Origin of the sequence: Roseateles sp. So40a (genome assembly GCF_048081605.1) — a bacterium.
Lineage (GTDB): Bacteria > Pseudomonadota > Gammaproteobacteria > Burkholderiales > Burkholderiaceae_C > Roseateles.
In genome coordinates this window covers 5,004,461-5,020,176 of the sequence record NZ_CP182288.1, presented here as the reverse complement: position 1 = coordinate 5,020,176, position 15,716 = coordinate 5,004,461, and the positions used below count along the sequence as shown (strand labels likewise).

14 protein-coding genes and 1 tRNA gene are annotated in these 15,716 nt (G+C 69.3%); 8 read left to right on the top strand and 7 right to left on the bottom strand.

Annotation, left to right across the window (positions count from 1 at the left end; all coding sequences use genetic code 11):
• Positions 1 to 43 precede the first annotated feature (43 nt).
• Genes ACNI65_RS22865 through ACNI65_RS22855 form a run of 3 tightly spaced genes read right to left on the bottom strand, consistent with a single transcriptional unit; the run spans position 44 to position 3,349 of the window.
• Positions 44 to 928 (bottom strand): transglutaminase family protein, encoded by an 885-nt coding sequence (locus ACNI65_RS22865; RefSeq protein WP_416759634.1) that lies wholly within the window; start codon positions 926 to 928, stop codon positions 44 to 46.
• Positions 929 to 950: 22 nt separating this feature from the next.
• The gene (locus tag ACNI65_RS22860) at positions 951 to 1,919 is read right to left on the bottom strand and encodes an alpha-E domain-containing protein (protein ID WP_416759632.1); all 969 of its coding nucleotides are present in this window, start codon (positions 1,917 to 1,919) and stop codon (positions 951 to 953) included.
• A gap of 2 nt (positions 1,920 to 1,921) precedes the next feature.
• Entirely contained in the window at positions 1,922 to 3,349 is a 1,428-nt protein-coding gene (locus tag ACNI65_RS22855; protein WP_416759631.1) for a circularly permuted type 2 ATP-grasp protein, read from the bottom strand.
• Between the two features lie 235 nt (positions 3,350 to 3,584).
• On the opposite strand from ACNI65_RS22855, the gene ACNI65_RS22850 reads away from it, so the two are divergent.
• From ACNI65_RS22850 to ACNI65_RS22815, 8 genes are all read left to right on the top strand, one after another.
• Positions 3,585 to 5,711, top strand: a complete 2,127-nt coding sequence (locus ACNI65_RS22850) for a diguanylate cyclase domain-containing protein (protein ID WP_416759629.1) — start codon at positions 3,585 to 3,587, stop codon at positions 5,709 to 5,711.
• A 76-nt stretch (positions 5,712 to 5,787) separates the two neighbouring features.
• Positions 5,788 to 6,153, top strand: a complete 366-nt coding sequence (locus tag ACNI65_RS22845) for a winged helix-turn-helix domain-containing protein (protein WP_416759627.1) — start codon at positions 5,788 to 5,790, stop codon at positions 6,151 to 6,153.
• A gap of 50 nt (positions 6,154 to 6,203) precedes the next feature.
• Positions 6,204 to 6,971: a molybdate ABC transporter substrate-binding protein gene (gene modA / locus ACNI65_RS22840; protein ID WP_416759625.1), complete on the top strand. Its 768-nt coding sequence runs from the start codon at positions 6,204 to 6,206 to the stop codon at positions 6,969 to 6,971.
• Positions 6,972 to 7,008: 37 nt separating this feature from the next.
• Positions 7,009 to 7,677, top strand: a complete 669-nt coding sequence (modB, locus tag ACNI65_RS22835) for a molybdate ABC transporter permease subunit (RefSeq protein ID WP_416759623.1) — start codon at positions 7,009 to 7,011, stop codon at positions 7,675 to 7,677.
• Complete coding sequence (locus ACNI65_RS22830) at positions 7,674 to 8,366, top strand: sulfate/molybdate ABC transporter ATP-binding protein (RefSeq protein ID WP_416759621.1); 693 nt, start codon at positions 7,674 to 7,676, stop codon at positions 8,364 to 8,366. Before modB ends, ACNI65_RS22830 begins: the two co-directional genes overlap by 4 nt.
• Before the next feature lie 40 nt (positions 8,367 to 8,406).
• Positions 8,407 to 10,449, top strand: coding sequence for a hypothetical protein (locus tag ACNI65_RS22825; protein WP_416759619.1), 2,043 nt, complete (start codon positions 8,407 to 8,409; stop codon positions 10,447 to 10,449).
• A 193-nt stretch (positions 10,450 to 10,642) separates the two neighbouring features.
• The gene (locus ACNI65_RS22820) at positions 10,643 to 11,899 is read left to right on the top strand and encodes a hypothetical protein (RefSeq protein ID WP_416759617.1); all 1,257 of its coding nucleotides are present in this window, start codon (positions 10,643 to 10,645) and stop codon (positions 11,897 to 11,899) included.
• A gap of 122 nt (positions 11,900 to 12,021) precedes the next feature.
• Positions 12,022 to 13,575: a methyl-accepting chemotaxis protein gene (locus tag ACNI65_RS22815; RefSeq protein ID WP_416759615.1), complete on the top strand. Its 1,554-nt coding sequence runs from the start codon at positions 12,022 to 12,024 to the stop codon at positions 13,573 to 13,575.
• Here the strand turns inward: ACNI65_RS22815 and ACNI65_RS22810 are convergent.
• The 4 genes from ACNI65_RS22810 to ACNI65_RS22795 all read right to left on the bottom strand — a co-directional run bounded on the left by ACNI65_RS22810 (position 13,562) and on the right by ACNI65_RS22795 (position 15,625).
• Positions 13,562 to 14,569, bottom strand: coding sequence for an NAD-dependent epimerase/dehydratase family protein (locus tag ACNI65_RS22810; protein WP_416759613.1), 1,008 nt, complete (start codon positions 14,567 to 14,569; stop codon positions 13,562 to 13,564). The genes ACNI65_RS22815 and ACNI65_RS22810 overlap by 14 nt on opposite strands.
• A gap of 57 nt (positions 14,570 to 14,626) precedes the next feature.
• Positions 14,627 to 14,932 (bottom strand): hypothetical protein, encoded by a 306-nt coding sequence (locus ACNI65_RS22805; protein ID WP_416759611.1) that lies wholly within the window; start codon positions 14,930 to 14,932, stop codon positions 14,627 to 14,629.
• Complete coding sequence (locus ACNI65_RS22800; RefSeq protein ID WP_416759609.1) at positions 14,922 to 15,287, bottom strand: hypothetical protein; 366 nt, start codon at positions 15,285 to 15,287, stop codon at positions 14,922 to 14,924. Before ACNI65_RS22800 ends, ACNI65_RS22805 begins: the two co-directional genes overlap by 11 nt.
• Positions 15,288 to 15,550: 263 nt before the next feature.
• A tRNA-Arg gene (locus ACNI65_RS22795) sits at positions 15,551 to 15,625 on the bottom strand.
• Positions 15,626 to 15,716: the final 91 nt, after the last annotated feature.

Genomic DNA, 15,716 nt, shown 5'->3' with positions numbered 1-15,716 from the left:
AGGTTAGCGCATCAAGCTGTCCACGCGCCGTCGTGGTGCGCGCTCATTGTTGATCGGCCGTGCCGGGTTTCACGAGCACCTCGGCCCGCATCGTCTCCATGCCGCCGCCGGTCCGCACGCCGCGCACCGGACAGGCATCCAGGTAGTCCGCGCCGATCGCCAGCTTCACGTAGCGGCCATCGGCCAGGCACTGGTTGCTGATGTCGTAACCGAGCCATCCGCCGTGCATGCCGTGCGAGCCCTGCAATCCGTGCGATGCATCACGGCTGTCCGGTGACGAGGTCGCTTCTGAAGCCGGCATGTCGGGCAGCCGCACCTCCGCCCACGCGTGGCTGGCGACGTGCTCGAAGTCCGTCGCGAGATAGCCCGACACGTAACGCGCCGGCAGCCCGAGCAGCCGCGCGCAGCACACGAAGACCTGTGCGTGGTCCTGGCACACGCCGTGGCCGGTCTCGAAAGCCTGCGCCGCGGGCGTGGCCGCATCGGTGTAGCCGCGCACGTAGGGCATGCGCTCGCCGATGGCCGACATCAGCGCCAGCAGCGCGCCATGCGCGTCGGCCTGGGCCGCCTGCGCGAATCCCGCCGCGAACTCGCGCAGACGCTCGTCCGCGCGCGTGAGCGGGCTGTCGCGCAGGAACAGCGGCGCGGGCAGCTCGTCCTCGGGATCGGGCGCCGGCGGCGCGTCGTCGGTGGCGACCTCACCGACGGCGCGCAGCACGATGTCGCGACGCGGGCCATCCAGGCTCAGCACATGCATGGTGTTGCCGAAGGCGTCCTTGCATGCGCTGGCCGGGGCCGGCAGCTCCAGGTTCCAGTGCAGCACGCGCAGCCCGCGGCCCGCGCGCGGCGTCAGGCGCAGGTACTGCGTGCTGCGCGCCACCGGCGCGTCGTAGTCGTAGACCGTCTCGTGCGAGATATGGAGGTGCATGGCCTTGTCTCCGGCGCCGCTGTCATTGCGCCTCGAAATACGCGCGCTGGATGTCCAGGCTCAGCCGTGCCGAATCCTCCAGGAACCCGGTCAGCCACGGATGCAGGCCCTGCTCGAGGATCTCGTCCACGGCGCCGTATTCCAGGCGCAGCGCGAGCTGGCCGGCGCTCTGCTTGACGCAGCGGCCCGCGTCCTCGGCGCCGCCGCGGGCCTCGATCTGCGGCAGGATCGAGCGGATCTCGTCGCAGCACGCGCGCAGCGAGCGCGGCACGTCGGGTCGCAGGATCAGGAGCTCCGTCACGCGGCGGCCGTTGAGGCTGTCGCGATACGCCGCATGGTAGGCCTCGAAGGCCGACAGCGAGCGCAGCAGCGCGTTCCAGGCGTAAAAATCGGGCGCGCTCTCGCTGGGCGCGTCGACGGGCGCGAGCGTGTCCACCGCCGGCGCGATCAGCTGCGATTTCACGTCGAGCAGCCGGGCCGTGTTGTCCGCGCGCTCGACGAAGGTCCCCAACCGGATGAAGCAGTAGGCGTCGTTGCGCTGCAGCGTGCCGTAGGTCGCGCCGCGGAAGAGGTGCGAGCGTTCCTTCACCCAGTCGAAGAAGGATGAGGGCTCGGCCACGCCCTTGCGCGCGAGCTCGCGCGCCTCGAGCCAGCTCGTGTTGATCGCTTCCCACATCTCGGCTGTGATCTGGCCGCGCACGGCGTGCGCGTTCTCGCGCGCCTGCCGGATGCACGACAGCACCGAGGCCGGGTTGTCCAGGTCGATGCCCATGAAGCGGAAGAGCTGCTCGGCGCTCAGGCGCGGATGGCGTGCCTGATAGGCCTCCAGCGTGCCGGTGACGGCCAGCGGCGCGGCGAGCTCCGTGGCGGCGCCGCGCGATTGCGGCAGCAGCGACAGCGAGTGGGTCACGTCGAGCATGCGCACGAGGTTCTCGGCGCGCTCCAGGTAGCGGCTCATCCAGTAGAGCTGTGCGGCGGTACGGCTGAGCATGATCAGTTCTCCAGGATCCAGGTGTCTTTGGTCCCGCCGCCCTGCGACGAGTTGACGACCAGCGAGCCCGCCTTCAGCGCCACCCGCGTCAGGCCGCCGGCGACCATGTTGACCTCGCGGCCCGACAGCACGAAGGGTCGCAGGTCGATATGGCGGGGCGCGATGCCGCGCTCGACGAAGGTCGGGCAGCTCGACAGGCACAGCGTCGGCTGCGCGATGTAGTTGGACGGGTTGGCCTTCACGCGCTCCTTGAAGTCCGCGACCTCCGCCGCGGTCGAGGCCGGGCCGACCAGCATGCCGTAGCCGCCCGCGCCGTGGACTTCCTTCACCACCAGCTCCGCCATGTTGGCGAGCACGTGATCGAGGTCCTGCGGCTTGCGGCATTGCCAGGTCGGGACGTTGTGCAGGATGGGTTCCTCGCCCAGGTAGAAGCGGATCATGTCCGGCACGTACGGATAGATGGACTTGTCGTCCGCCACGCCGGTGCCGATCGCGTTGGCCAGCACCACGTGCCCCTGCTTGTAGACCGACAGCAGCCCCGGCACGCCGAGCATCGAGTCGGCGCGGAACGCGAGCGGATCGAGGAACGCGTCGTCGATGCGCCGGTAGATCACGTCCACGCGCTTGGGACCGACGGTGGTGCGCATGAAGACGAAGCCGTCCTTGACGAAGAGGTCCTGGCCCTCGACCAGCTCCACGCCCATCTGCTGCGCGAGGAAGGCGTGCTCGAAGTAGGCCGAGTTGAAGGGGCCGGGCGTCAGCACGACGACGGTCGGGTTCTCGGCGGGGCTGGCCTGGCGCAGCGTGCCCAGCAGCAGCGCGGGGTAATGGGCCACGGGCGCGATCGAGTACTTCGCGAAGAGCTCCGGGAAGAGCCGCATCATCATCTTGCGGTTCTCCAGCATGTAGCTGACGCCGGAGGGCACCCGCAGGTTGTCCTCGAGCACGTAATACCCGCCGTCTGAATGCCGGATCAGGTCCACGCCGGTGATGTGCGCGTAGATGCCCAGCGGCAGGTCCAGCCCCTGCATCGCGGGCTGGTACTGGGCATTGGCGAAGACCTGCTCGGCCGGGATGAGGCCCGCCTTCACGATCTCATGGTCGTGATAGATGTCCCACAGGAAGCGGTTGAGCGCGGTGACGCGCTGGCGCAGGCCGCGTTCCAGCATCCGCCAGTCATCGGCGGGCACGATGCGCGGGACGGTGTCGAAGGGGATCAGGCGCTCCGCGCCGGCCTCGTCGCCGTAGACGGCGAAGGTGATGCCGACCTTGTGGAAGAGCAGATCGGCCTCGGCCCGCTTCTTGGCGAGCGCGTCGGGCGTCTGCGCGTGCAGCCAGTCGGCGAAGGCCTGGTAGCTGGGCCGGATGGCGCCGCTTTGCAGCAGCATCTCGTCGTAATGGCCGGCGGCCGGCAGGGTCAGCGCATGCATGGGGTCTCCAGGGACGGACCGCCTCCGGGCGGCGGTCAGCGGGCGCAGATTGCAAGGCGCGTGCCCAGCGTGGCGGCGCTGGACGGCCGGCCAGGCGGTCAGCCTGACCGGTTTTGGTGCGTCTGTACAGACCGCCCCGGGGCGGTGCTGCTGGAGCGTCGGTCATTGCCCGGGGCTGGTGCAGTGGCACTATCCCGTGTTGCGTACGGCGGGGCGTCTCGATGAAACTCTCGCGATGCCGAGTTCCCATGCCTTGCCCCCGACCCCTGCCGCCCCGAATCCGGGCGGTGCGTCCGCCGCCGACGAGGGCTTCGTCCCGCCGCGGGGCTCACGCGCCTCGCTGGGGCGCTGGTTGGCGGCGATGGTGCTGGCGGCCGTTGCCGTGGCGCTGCTGATCTCGGCGCTGCTGATCGAGAACTTCGCCCGGGCCCATGCGGAGCGCCGCGCGGTCGAGTCGCTGCGCCAGGTCGCCGTGGACTTCCGCGACGCGCTGGACCGGGGCATGGCGCAGCAATTCAAGGAAGTGCGGGTGCTGGCGCAGCTCGAGCTCTTCCGTCGATTCGACGACCCGGATGCGATGCGCCGCGCGCTGGACCAGGTGCAGGTCGGCTTCGATCACTTTGCGTGGCTGGGCGTGACCGACAGCCAGGGCAAGGTGCTGGCCGCGGCGGGCGGCCTGCTGGACGGGGTGGATGTCTCCAAGCGGCCCTGGTGGCAGGGCGCCAGAACCGGTCAGCCCTTCGTGGGCGACGTCCACGCCGCGCTCCTGCTGGAGAAGCTGCTGCCGCGGCAGAACGAGCCCTGGCGCTTCGTGGACTTCGCGATCCCGCTGCTGGACAGCCGCGGCCAGCTGCAGGGCGTCTTCGGCACGCACCTGAGCTGGGGCTGGGCGCGGCAGATCAAGAGCGAGCTGATCGACGCGACGATGGCGTCGCATCAGGCCGATGCGCTGGTGCTGGGCAAGGATGGCGTGGTGATCCTGGGTCCGACGGACCTCGAGGGCAAGAAGATGCCGCTGGGCGCGGAGAGCGGCCAGGGCCTGCGCCACCACGAGGCGGGCGGCGTCGAGTACTTCGCCGTCAGCGTGCCGAGCCAGGGTTACGGGCCTTATCCCGGCCTGGGCTGGACCGTGCTGGTGCGCCAGCCGGTGACCGTCGCGCTGACCGACTATTACCAGCTGCGCCGGCAGATCGTGCTGAGCGCGGTGCTGCTGCTGGCGCTGTCGGTGCCGCTGAGTTGGTGGCTGGCGCGGCGCATGAGCCGGCCGCTGCAGGAGCTCTCCAACGCGATCGCGCAGCGGCGCCATCTGAGCGAGGACAGGCTGCCCACGATCGGCGGTTATCGCGAGGCGGCGCTGCTGTCGCACGCGCTCAACGACCTGGCGCATCGGCAGGCGGAGCAGGACCGGTCGCTGGCGGAGCTCAACGCGTCGCTGGAACTGCGGGTGCAGGCCCGCACGATCGAGCTGCATGACGCGATGCTCCAGCAGGAAGCGAGCGAGCGCCGCCTGCGCACGATCGCGGACAACCTGCCGGTGCTGATCTCCTACATCGACGCGCAGCAGCGCATCCAGTTCCTCAACGCGACCTTCCGCGTGTGGATGGGCATGGCGCCGGAGGAGGCCTTGGGCCGACCGCTGGCGGAGGTCATCGGGCCGGTGCTGCACGAGCAGCGGCTGCCGTTCCTGAAGGGCGCGCTCGCGGGCGTGCGGCAGCGTTTCGAGACGCGCTCGGAGAGCAACGGCGTGGCGCGGGACATGCTCGCCGAGTATGTGCCGGACGTGCGGCCCGACGGCAGCGTGGCGGGGGTCTACACGCTGGCCACCGACATCAGCGCGTTCAAGCAGGTGGAACGCGAGCTCGACCAGCTCAGCCGGATCGATCCGTTGACGGGCTTGCCGAACCGGCGGCAATTCGAGTCCAGGCTGTCGGAGTCGCTGGCGCGTGCGCGTCGCAGCGGGCGGCTGCTGGCGCTGATGTTCCTGGACCTGGATCACTTCAAGCAGGTTAACGATGCCTTGGGTCATGCGGCCGGGGACGCGGTGCTGCGCGTCTTCGCCGATCGCGTGCGGGGCGCGATCCGGGAGACGGATCAGCTCTGCCGGCTGGCGGGCGACGAGTTCGTGCTGATCCTGGAGAACCTGCATTCGACGGAGGCGGCCACGGCGGTGGCGCAGAAGGTGCTGACCGCGGTGCAGGCGCCGCTGACCTTGCAGAACCAGGAACTGCGCCTGTCCACCAGCATCGGCGTCGCCTGTCATGACGGCGGGCAGGAGGGCGAGGTGGGTCTGCTGGGGCGGGCGGACGATGCGCTGTACGCGGCCAAGGCGGCGGGGCGCGGATGCTGGCGGCTGGCGGATTGAGCGCCGAGGTGTAATGCGCGCCATGGTTGCCCGATCGACATCGTCCTCTCCGCGTTCTCCTTCCACAACGCCCTCCGTGGCGCCCGCCGACGCGAAGCCCGCGCTGAAGCTGCGCATGCGCGTCACGATCGGCGACGTCATCGCGGTCGGACCGGGAAAGATCGATCTGCTGGAGGCGCTCGACGAGACGGGCTCGATCACGGCAGCGGCGAAGTCGCTGGACATGTCGTATCGACGAGCATGGCTGCTGATCGACGAATTGAATCGCTCGTTGAAGGAGCCCGCGGTCGCGACGGCGGCCGGCGGGGCGAAGGGAGGCGGGAGCGTCCTGACGGACACGGGCCGATCGTTGATCGCGCTGTACCGCGAGATCGAAGCGACCGCGCAGGAGGCTTGCAAGCCGGAGATCCGGCAGCTGATGAAGCTGCTCGTCGTATCCTGAGATATATTGCGGCGCTTCACCTCCGACTGGTCCTCGAGAAGGAAGACGCCATGCCCGCGATCCCGATGAAGCTTGCCCGCCGCGCGGCGGTGTTGACGTTCGCGCTGATGGCTGCGGGCCTGGCGCAGGCGGCGGATGTGACGGTGTCGGCCGCGGCCAGCCTGACGAATGCGTTCAAGGAGCTGGCGCCGGCCTTCGAGGCGGCGCATCCTGGCACCAAGGTGCTCTTCAACTTCGCGGCCTCTGATGCGTTGCTCGCGCAGATCGCCAAGGGCGCGCCGGTGGATGTGTTTGCCTCGGCGGACCAGGAGACGATGGACAAGGCGCAGCAGCAGAAGCTGCTGGTCGACGGCACGCGCCGCAATTTCGTCAGCAATGCGCTGGTGGTGATCACGCCGGCCGAGGGCGGGGTGGTGCTCAAGGGCCTGGCGGACCTGCAGCAGCCCGTGGTGAAGCGCATCGCGATCGGCAAGCCGGAGGGTGTGCCGGCGGGCCGTTATGCCAAGGGGGCGCTGGAGAAGGCCAACCTGTGGTCGGCGGTGGAGCCCAAGGCCGTGTTCGCGCAGAACGTGCGCCAGGCACTGGACTACGTCTCGCGCGGCGAGACCGAGGCTGGATTCGTCTACGCGACGGATGCTTTCGTGCTCAAGGACAAGGTCAAGGTCCTGTTCAGCGTGCCGACCGAGACGCCGATCTCCTATCCGATCGCCGTGACGCACGGCGGCACGAACGTGGAAGGCGGCAAGCAGTTCCTGGACTTCGTGGCGTCGGCCGCGGGTCAGGCGGTGCTGGCCAAGTACGGCTTCCAGAAACCCTGATTCAACCCTGATTCACTCCTGAGGACTGGCATCGCCCGTGGAAGCAGCCTGGATCGCACTGGCGTTGTCGTTGAAGGTCGCGGGCTGGGCGACGGCGCTCAACCTGGTGCTGGGCGTCGCGGCGGGTTTCGCGCTGGCGCGCTGGCGCTTCCCCGGTCGTGAGCTGCTGGACGCGATCCTGACCTTGCCGATGGTGCTGCCGCCCACCGTGCTCGGCTACTACCTGCTGGTCGTGATCGGCAAGCGCGGCTGGCTGGGCAGCTGGTTGTGGGACACCTTCGGCATCAATCTGATCTTCACGTGGCAGGGCGCGGTCATCGCCGCCACGATCGTCGCGTTTCCGCTCGTGATGAAGTCGGCGCGTGCCGCCTTCGAGGGTGTGGATCCGCAACTGGAGCGCGCCGCGCGCGTGCTCGGGCTCAATGAATGGGCGCTGTTCTTCCGCGTGACCTTGCCGATGGCGTGGCGCGGCGTGCTGGCCGGCGTGCTGCTGGCCTTCGCTCGCGCGCTCGGTGAATTCGGCGCCACGCTGATGGTGGCGGGCAGCATCCCGGGCAAGACGCAGACGCTGTCGGTGGCCGTCTACGAGGCCGTGCAGGCCGGGCAGGACGACACCGCCAACCTGCTGGTGCTCATCGTGTCGGTGACCTGTGTCGTGGTGCTGCTTGCCGCCGGACGGCTGGCCGGACCGAGGGTGGGCGCATGAGCTTCGAGGTCCGCATCCGCAAGCAGGTCCACGCCGCCGGCCGCCATTTCCAACTGGATGTCGCCTTCGCCACCGACGCGCGACGCACGGTGATCTACGGTCCCTCGGGCGCGGGCAAGAGCCTGACGCTGCAGGCCATCGCGGGGCTGCTCACGCCGGATGAAGGGACGATCTACGTCGATGGCCACCCGGTCTTCGACAGCGCGTCGCGCATCGACGTGCCCGCACGCGATCGACGGCTGGGCTACCTGTTCCAGGACTACGCGTTGTTCCCTCAGCTCACGGTGCGGCAGAACATCGCGTTCGCGCTCAAGCGGGGCTGGCGCAATCCTTCGCGCCACGAGGCCAGCGACGCGGTCGATCGCTGGATCCAGGCCTTCGAGCTGGAACGCGTGGCGCAGCAGCGCCCGCATCAGCTGTCGGGCGGCCAGCGCCAACGCACCGCGCTGGCCCGGGCCCTGGTCAACGAACCGCGGGCGCTGCTGCTCGACGAGCCCTTCTCGGCGCTGGATCCGGAGTTGCGGGGGCGCATGCGCGCGGAACTCGACACGCTGCTGGCGCGCATCGGCATGCCGATGCTGATGATCACGCACGACCCGGAGGACGTGGCGCGCTTCGGGGATCACCGAATCCTGTTGCGGGACGGGCGGGTCGAGGGCGCATTGACCCCGGCGTCGCCCGGGGGCTGAAGTTCTGAAGAAGAATGCGCCTGCAACTCCAGGGGCGCGAGTGACGGAACAACAGGAGGGCGCGGTCCATTTTTGCGACCTCGTCATGAAGGGCGGCGTGACCAGCGGCGTGATCTATCCGCGGCTGGTCGCGGCCTTGTCCGGCAGATACCGGTTCAAGAACATCGGCGGCACGTCCGCGGGCGCGATCGCGGCCGGGGCGAGCGCCGCTGCCGAGCTCGGCCGCCAGCGGGGCCAGGTCGGTGCCTTCGATCTGCTCGCGCGACTGCCCGAGGAGCTCGGGGCCGAGGTGCCCATCGGCCCGACCGGCCGAATGGGCCAACGCGACGGGCGCGGCCCGAGCCGCAGTCGCCTGTCCACGCTCTTCCAGCCGGTGCCGGCGCTGCGTCGTCACTTCGACGTGCTGATGGGCGCGTTGGGCCAGCCTCGGGGACGGGCCGTGCTGTCGGTGATCGGCGGCATGGTGGCCCAGCATGCCTGGGCCATGGTGGCCGTGGCGGGCGTCGGCGCGCTGCTGCTGTGGCCGCACGCGCGGCTGCTGATTGCTGCGGCGGATGGGGTGACGTTGGACGGCGGGTCCACGCTCGCGGTGGTGAGCTCGGTCATCGGCATCGCCGTGGGCGTGGCGCTGGTCGCGGCGTCCGGTGTCGCGCTGGCGGCTGCGCTGTTCGCGCGCGGGCTGCTTCGCGGGCTGCGAGCAAACGGCTACGGACTCTGCAGCGGGCTCACCCCGCCCGGCTCGACGGGACCCAGCGCGCTGACGGACTGGCTGCATGGCTACTACAACCAGCTGGCCGGCAAGAGCATCGATGGTCCGCCGCTGACCTTCGGGGAACTCTGGGGACCGGACCCGCGGCAGCGGCGCATCCACCTGGAAGTGATGACGAGCGCCGTCAGCCAGCAGATGGTCTACAGCATCCCGTTCCGCGCGGGAACGCCGCCGTTCTATTACGACCCGGAGGAGTGGGCCCGACTGTTCCCGCCGGCGGTGATGGGCGCGCTGGCCGAGTCCGGCGGTGACGGCGGTGACGGCGGTGAGGACGGCGAGCCCTTCGCGCGCCCGCGGGTAGAGAACGCGCAGGGTCGCCTGCTGCGTCCGCTGCCGCGGCATGGCGAGCTCCCCGTGGTCGTGGCGATCCGCATGAGCCTGAGCTTCCCGCTGCTGTTGTCGGCGGTGCCGCTGTACGCGGTGGACTGGTCGCGCGACGGCAATCAGCGCACGCAGGCCGCCGCGCGCGCCGTCGAGACGGACGACGAACGGCGATTGCTGCGCTTGAGAGCGACACGGATCTGGTTCTCCGACGGCGGCATCGGCAGCAACATGCCGCTGCATCTGTTCGACCAGATGTTGCCGAGTCACCCGACCTTTGCGGTCAACCTGAAGCGGCCGCATCCGGACCACCCCATCGCGTCCGAGGACGCCAGCAACGCGGGCGGCCGCATCTACCTGCCCGGCAACGATCGTGGCGGACGGCTTCGCTACTGGCCCGAGCCCGACCTGGTGGATGGCTGGGAGCGGCTCGCGCCGAATGCGCGCGAGAAGGCGCCGGCCGCCGGTCTGGCGTCCTTCCTGTGGAGCATCGTCACGACGATGCAGAACTGGCGCGACGAGAGCCAGTTCCCCACGCCGGGCTTCCGCGATCGCATCGTGCAGATCAGCCAGGCCGCGCAGGAAGGGGGGCTCAACCTCGCGATGCCGGCCGGCACGATCGCCGCGTTGGCCGATGCGGGCACGATGGCCGCCCAGCGGCTGATCGCGCGCTTCCATCCGGCGGGCGAGGAGGGCGGGCTGGGATGGACTCACCACCGCCGCGCGCGTCTCACCACCTTCCTGGGCACGATGCAGCCGGCGACGGTGAGCCTGACCGCCGCGGTGGGGCGTCCCGCGGATTGGCTGACGCTGCTCGAGACCGACACGCGTTACCTGCGATCGAGCGCGATGCGCGACGAGGCCGCACGCTTCCTCACTGGCCTGCGCGACCTGGGCGCCGACACGCCGATGAAGCGGTCAGGCCAGCCGAGGCTGCTGGACGTGGGATCGCTCAAGCCCATTCCGCAGGTGCGGCTGGTGCCGAGGATCTGAGGTCGAGATTCGTGCGGCGTGTACTTGCCGTCCACGCGGCGTTGGTGCCGCGTTGGCCTTGAACGCCGATTTCATCGGGGTTTGACCCGTTCTTGATGCTGCTTACAGCCCGATACCGAGGGCCACCGAAGGGGGTCAACGAGGGCATGGCGAGCGCGTTGGCCGGACATGTTCCTCCCATCGAAGGCCCCCCATGCGTCCTGCTCTCCGTCTCCGATTCACCGCGGCGGCCACGACCGCCGCGATCACCGCCGCAGTCAGCGTCTCGGCGCTCCTGGTCGGCTGCGCGGCACCGCGGCACACCTCGGTCCAGGCTGATGTGCGCGTCGCACCGGGTTGGACACCGCTGCCTACCCCACCGCCTCCGCCTCCACCCGCGCCCGTCGTCAGCGTCTACGTCGAGCCGCCGCTGGTGCAGCCCGAGCCCGTGCTGATCGACGTCGCCCCGCCACCGATGCTGGTGGAGGTGCCACCGCCGCAACCGTTCCCTGGCGCCGTCTGGACCGGCGGCTACTGGGGCTGGCAGGGTCGGTGGGTATGGTGCTCGGGCCGGTGGAGCCCGCCACCACGGCCGGACTACGTGTGGGTGCAGCCGTATTACGAGCATCGTGACGGCGCGGTCGTGTTCGTGTCGGGCTTCTGGGCGGCGCATGGCGTGGCCTTCGTGCCGCCGCCGCCCGGGCTGCACCTGTCGGTGCAGGTGGCGATCGGCGGCGGGGTGAGGCCGGTCGGACCGATGGGGGTGTTCGTTCCCCCGCCGCCGGGATCTCGCGCGGGCCTGATCGTGCCGGCGCCCGTGGGCACGCCGCCCGCGGTCGTCGTAAGCGCGCCGCCCGTGACGCGGGTCGGCATGCGCGTCCAGCAGAACTCCACGATCAACAACGTCGACGTGCACAACACGACCGACGTCCGGAACGTCACGAACATCACCAACGTGACGATCGTGGCGCCGCCCGGGACCACGGCGAATGGACAGGCCTACGAAGGCCACGTTCCCGCCGCCGCCCATCTGGCCGCGGCGATGCCGACCGCCGAGCACGCGCCACGCGCGCCCGTGCCGGTCACGGCTGCACCCGCCTCGAACGCGCCGCCCGTGCCGATGGGCCGTGCCCAGCCGGCGCCCTCGCAAGCGCTCGCGCCGCCGCATCAATCTCAACCGCAACCGCAGCCGCAGCCGCAGCCGCAACCCGTGGCCCACGACCCCCATGCGCAGGACTGGCATGCAAGGGAAGAGCAACGCGCGCAATCGCAGGACCGGGAACGAAGGGAGCAGCGCTACGAGGAGCGGAACGAGGAGAAGGCAAGGGCGCGGGAGATGGGTCAAGCCAATGCGCAAGCGAAGGCACAGGCCAAGGAACAAGCCAAGGAGCGCGACAAGGAGCACGAGAAGCGCAAGCGCCAGCAGGAGGAACGCGAGCGCGAGGAGGGTCGTGTCCATCCCCAGCAATGAGGGGATGCCCACGTGACGCCTCGCCCGGCCGGGCGGTGGCGTCGCCCGGGCCGAAGTGACAACATGGCATCGGGCGTCGCGAACCGATCTCCCTTCGGACCGGCGACCGAGGAGCCAACAACATGATGTCCAACGCGAATGCTCGCGGGTCCATTGGGCGACGACTGGGTCTGGTCCAGTCGGGCGTGCTTGTCATCGCGCTGATCGGATCGGCGCTGGGGTACTGGGGCCTGAGCCGCGTCGCGGCGCAGACCGAGGCGATGTACCGCGACGCGATCGTCACCGAACGCGTCGCCTCGGACTGGTACCGGAACGTGTTCAACGGCACGACCCGAACGACCGCGATCGCGGTCAGCGCCGACCCCAACCTGGCCACCTTCTTCACGCAGGCCGCGGCCACGTCGACCAAGGTGTCCACCGAGCTGCAGGAAAAGCTGGACACGCTGCTGACCTCCGCCGAGGAGCGGTCGAGCTTCGAGAAGGTCAGCGAGCGGCGCAAGGTCTATCTGCAGGTGCGCGACAGCATCACCGAGGCGAAGAAGCAGGGCGACATGACCCGCGCCCGGCAGCTCTTCGACGAGCAATTCCAGAAGGCCTCGGGCGATTACCTGGAGGCGATCCGCACGGTGGTGCAGATGCAGCGCGACCAGCTCGACGCCGCGATGGCCTCGGTCGCCGCGACCAATCAGCGGGCCCGCGTGGCGCTCGTGGTGTTCGGGCTCGTGGCGCTGGCCGCGGGCGGCGCGCTGGCGATGTGGCTGTCGCGCTCGATCACCCGGCCGCTGGGACAGGCGGCGCAGGTTGCCGACGCGATCGCGCGATTCGACCTGAGCGGCCGCATCGTGACCACCGGCTCGGACGAGACCGGGCAGCTGCTGCGCTCGCTGGATGCAATGCAGGGCTCGCTGCTGAAGCTCATCGGCGAGGTGCGCGGGTCCACGGACAGCATCAGCACGGCGAGCGCGGAGATCGCCACGGGCAACATGGACCTGTCGGCGCGCACCGAGCAGACGGCGTCCAACCTGCAGCAGGCGGCGGCCTCGCTGACGCAGCTGACCGGCACGGTGCGGCAGGCCGCCGATGCGGCCACGACGGCCAACCAGCTCGCCGGGTCGGCGGCCGAGACCGCGCAGCGTGGCGGATCGGTGATGGGTCAGGTCGTGGCGACCATGGGCGAGATCAGCGACAGCTCGCGCCGCATCGCCGACATCATCGGTGTGATCGACGGGATCGCCTTCCAGACCAACATCCTGGCGCTGAACGCGGCGGTGGAGGCCGCGCGGGCGGGCGAGCAGGGACGGGGATTCGCGGTGGTGGCCGGCGAGGTGCGCTCGCTCGCGCAGCGCAGCGCGGAGGCTGCCAAGGAGATCAAGACGCTGATCGCCACGAGCGTCGACCGGGTGGAGTCGGGATCGAGGCTGGTCAGCGATGCCGGGTCGACGATGACGGACATCGTGACGAGCGTGCAGCGGGTGACGGACATCATCGCGGAGATCCGCGCTGCCTCGCAGGAGCAGAGCGACGGCATCAACCAGGTCAACGCCGCGGTGGGTCATCTGGACCAGATGACGCAGCAGAACGCTGCGCTGGTCGAGGAAGCGGCGTCCGCGGCGGAGAGCCTGAAGGATCAGTCGCAGCGCCTGTCTGCGGCGATCTCGGTGTTCAGGTTGTCGTGATCGACGCGGGATCCATCGCCGGCTTCGGCCCGGCGAGGATCTCGGCCTCGCGCGAAGGCGGGAGCGTGGCCACGAGCTTGCTGTCGTCCCAGCCGGGTTCGCGCGGTGCGCGGGCCCAGGCGAGCGTGTCGGCCACGGTGTCGTCGATCGGACGGGTGGACAGACCGGCTGCCACCGCGCGCGACGCATCGCCCAGCAGCATGCCGCCGAACGTGGGATCGTCCTCGGGCAGCCACAGCGGGAGTCCCGTCCAGGGCGCGACGCCGAGGACCTGCAGCATCGCGTCGGGTTTCCAAGACAGCCGGGCGTTGCTGTCCGGAGCCGTGCGTTGGCACGCGTCGAGCAAGGCCGCCATCGTCAGCGGAGGACCCACCGCGTTGAAGGTTCCGCGGATTCGTGATTCCGCCAAGGTCAGGCAGAACACTGCGAGATCTCGGGCATCGATGACCTGGACTGGGCGTTCCGGTCTGCCGGGGGCGAGGACCTCACCGCCGCGGGCGATGCGCATCGGCCAGTAGGTGAAGCGGCCGGTCGGATCATGCGGGCCGACGATCAGTCCGGGCCGCACGATCGCATGCCGCTCGGGCAGCGCGCGGGTGAGGGCTTCCTCGGCACGCGCCTTCAGCGGCCCGTAGCCGTCGTGGCCGGGCGCGAGCGGCGCGGATTCGTCGAAGACCTGATGCGGCGGGAAGGACGCATGCGCGGAGATCGAGGAGACGAACACGACGTGCGGCGTGCCGGTGTCCAGCGCCGCGAGGCTGCGCTCGATTTGCGCTGGGTTGAACGCCGAGCAGTCGATGACGGCATCGAAGTCACGGCCGCGCAAGGCGCTCATGTCCCCGTCCCGATCGCCGATGAGGCGCTCGACGTCGGGGAACAGGCCCGCGCCATGCCGCCCGCGATTGAGCATCGTGACCGTGTGCCCGCGCGCGAGCGCGGCGTCGATGACGTGGCGACCGAGGAAGACGGTGCCGCCGAGGAGGAGCAGGCGCATGGCAGGTGGGCCTCAGGTCCGGGAGGGGGCAGTATGCGCTGGGCTGAGGGGTCGGAGTCAGAAGGGCAGGGCCATCCCACTGGCCCTGGCGGTGTCGAACAGTTGCCGCGCGAGCTGGAAGTCGCTGAGGTCCGCGTCCTCGCTGGTGACGCAGAAGTCGTAATCGTTGTGCTCGGCGTCGCGATAGATCAGCACGAACTGCGTACAGCAGTCACGGCTGTTCTGAGAGAAGAGAAGTCGGGCGGAGAAATCCTTCTCCGTGCAGAAGACGGCATCGAAGTAGTCGTACTTCCAAAGCAACTCGCTGGCTTCGGTCCGCCGCACCAATGCAGCGACGAAGTGTCGGATCTTTTCAGGAAACATGGGGTTCACTCCTACCTGAGATCAGGTGCTCAAAGGACTGCTTGACCTTCAGGGAATGCTCCTGGATCTCGGTCAGCACCCGCTTTGACAGGCGGGCCTGTCGATCGTTGGATCGGATGGCGCCTTGAAGGTGCGCCTCGAGTTCACTGAGCTCCTCGCACAACGCATCGGCGGCGGCGCTGGGCGGCATCGCGCGAAGGAAGGACCGACGCGCCTGTTGAACGCACTGGAGCGCCGTGTCTCGCCGGTTGTCGATGAGGTCGTCGTTGATGCGATCGATCAGCAGCAGGCATTCGCTGAGCAGTGCCGCCGAGCCATAAGCCAACCGGATCCAGTTTTCCTTGAGCAGTTCCATTCAACGACCTCCGAGCTGACGCGATGTCGACGCCGCACATGCCCAGACAGGTCATGCGTGACGGCGAGGGGAGGAACTCTAGGGAAATGCGCCCGGCGTTCAATCGCACAAATGGCGGCGCTCGATGGAGGGAATGTGCAGGTGCGATGACCACCATTGGAGGGTGGTGCCCGCCGTCGGGGCGGCCAACTGCCCGCGGACTTCCAGACAGCCAATGAAAAAGCCGGTTGTCACTCGTCGTGACAACCGGCTTCTCGGTGTTCTGGTGCGACCGGCAAGAATCGAACTTGCGACTAAGCCTTCGGAGGGCCCAATGATATCCACTTCACCACGGTCGCCATGGGAAGCGCGCATTCTAGCCTCGTTCTGGACCTCGCCGCCCCAAACCAGTCTCGCAGCCTGAGATGGAACGATCGCGAACCGCAGCGC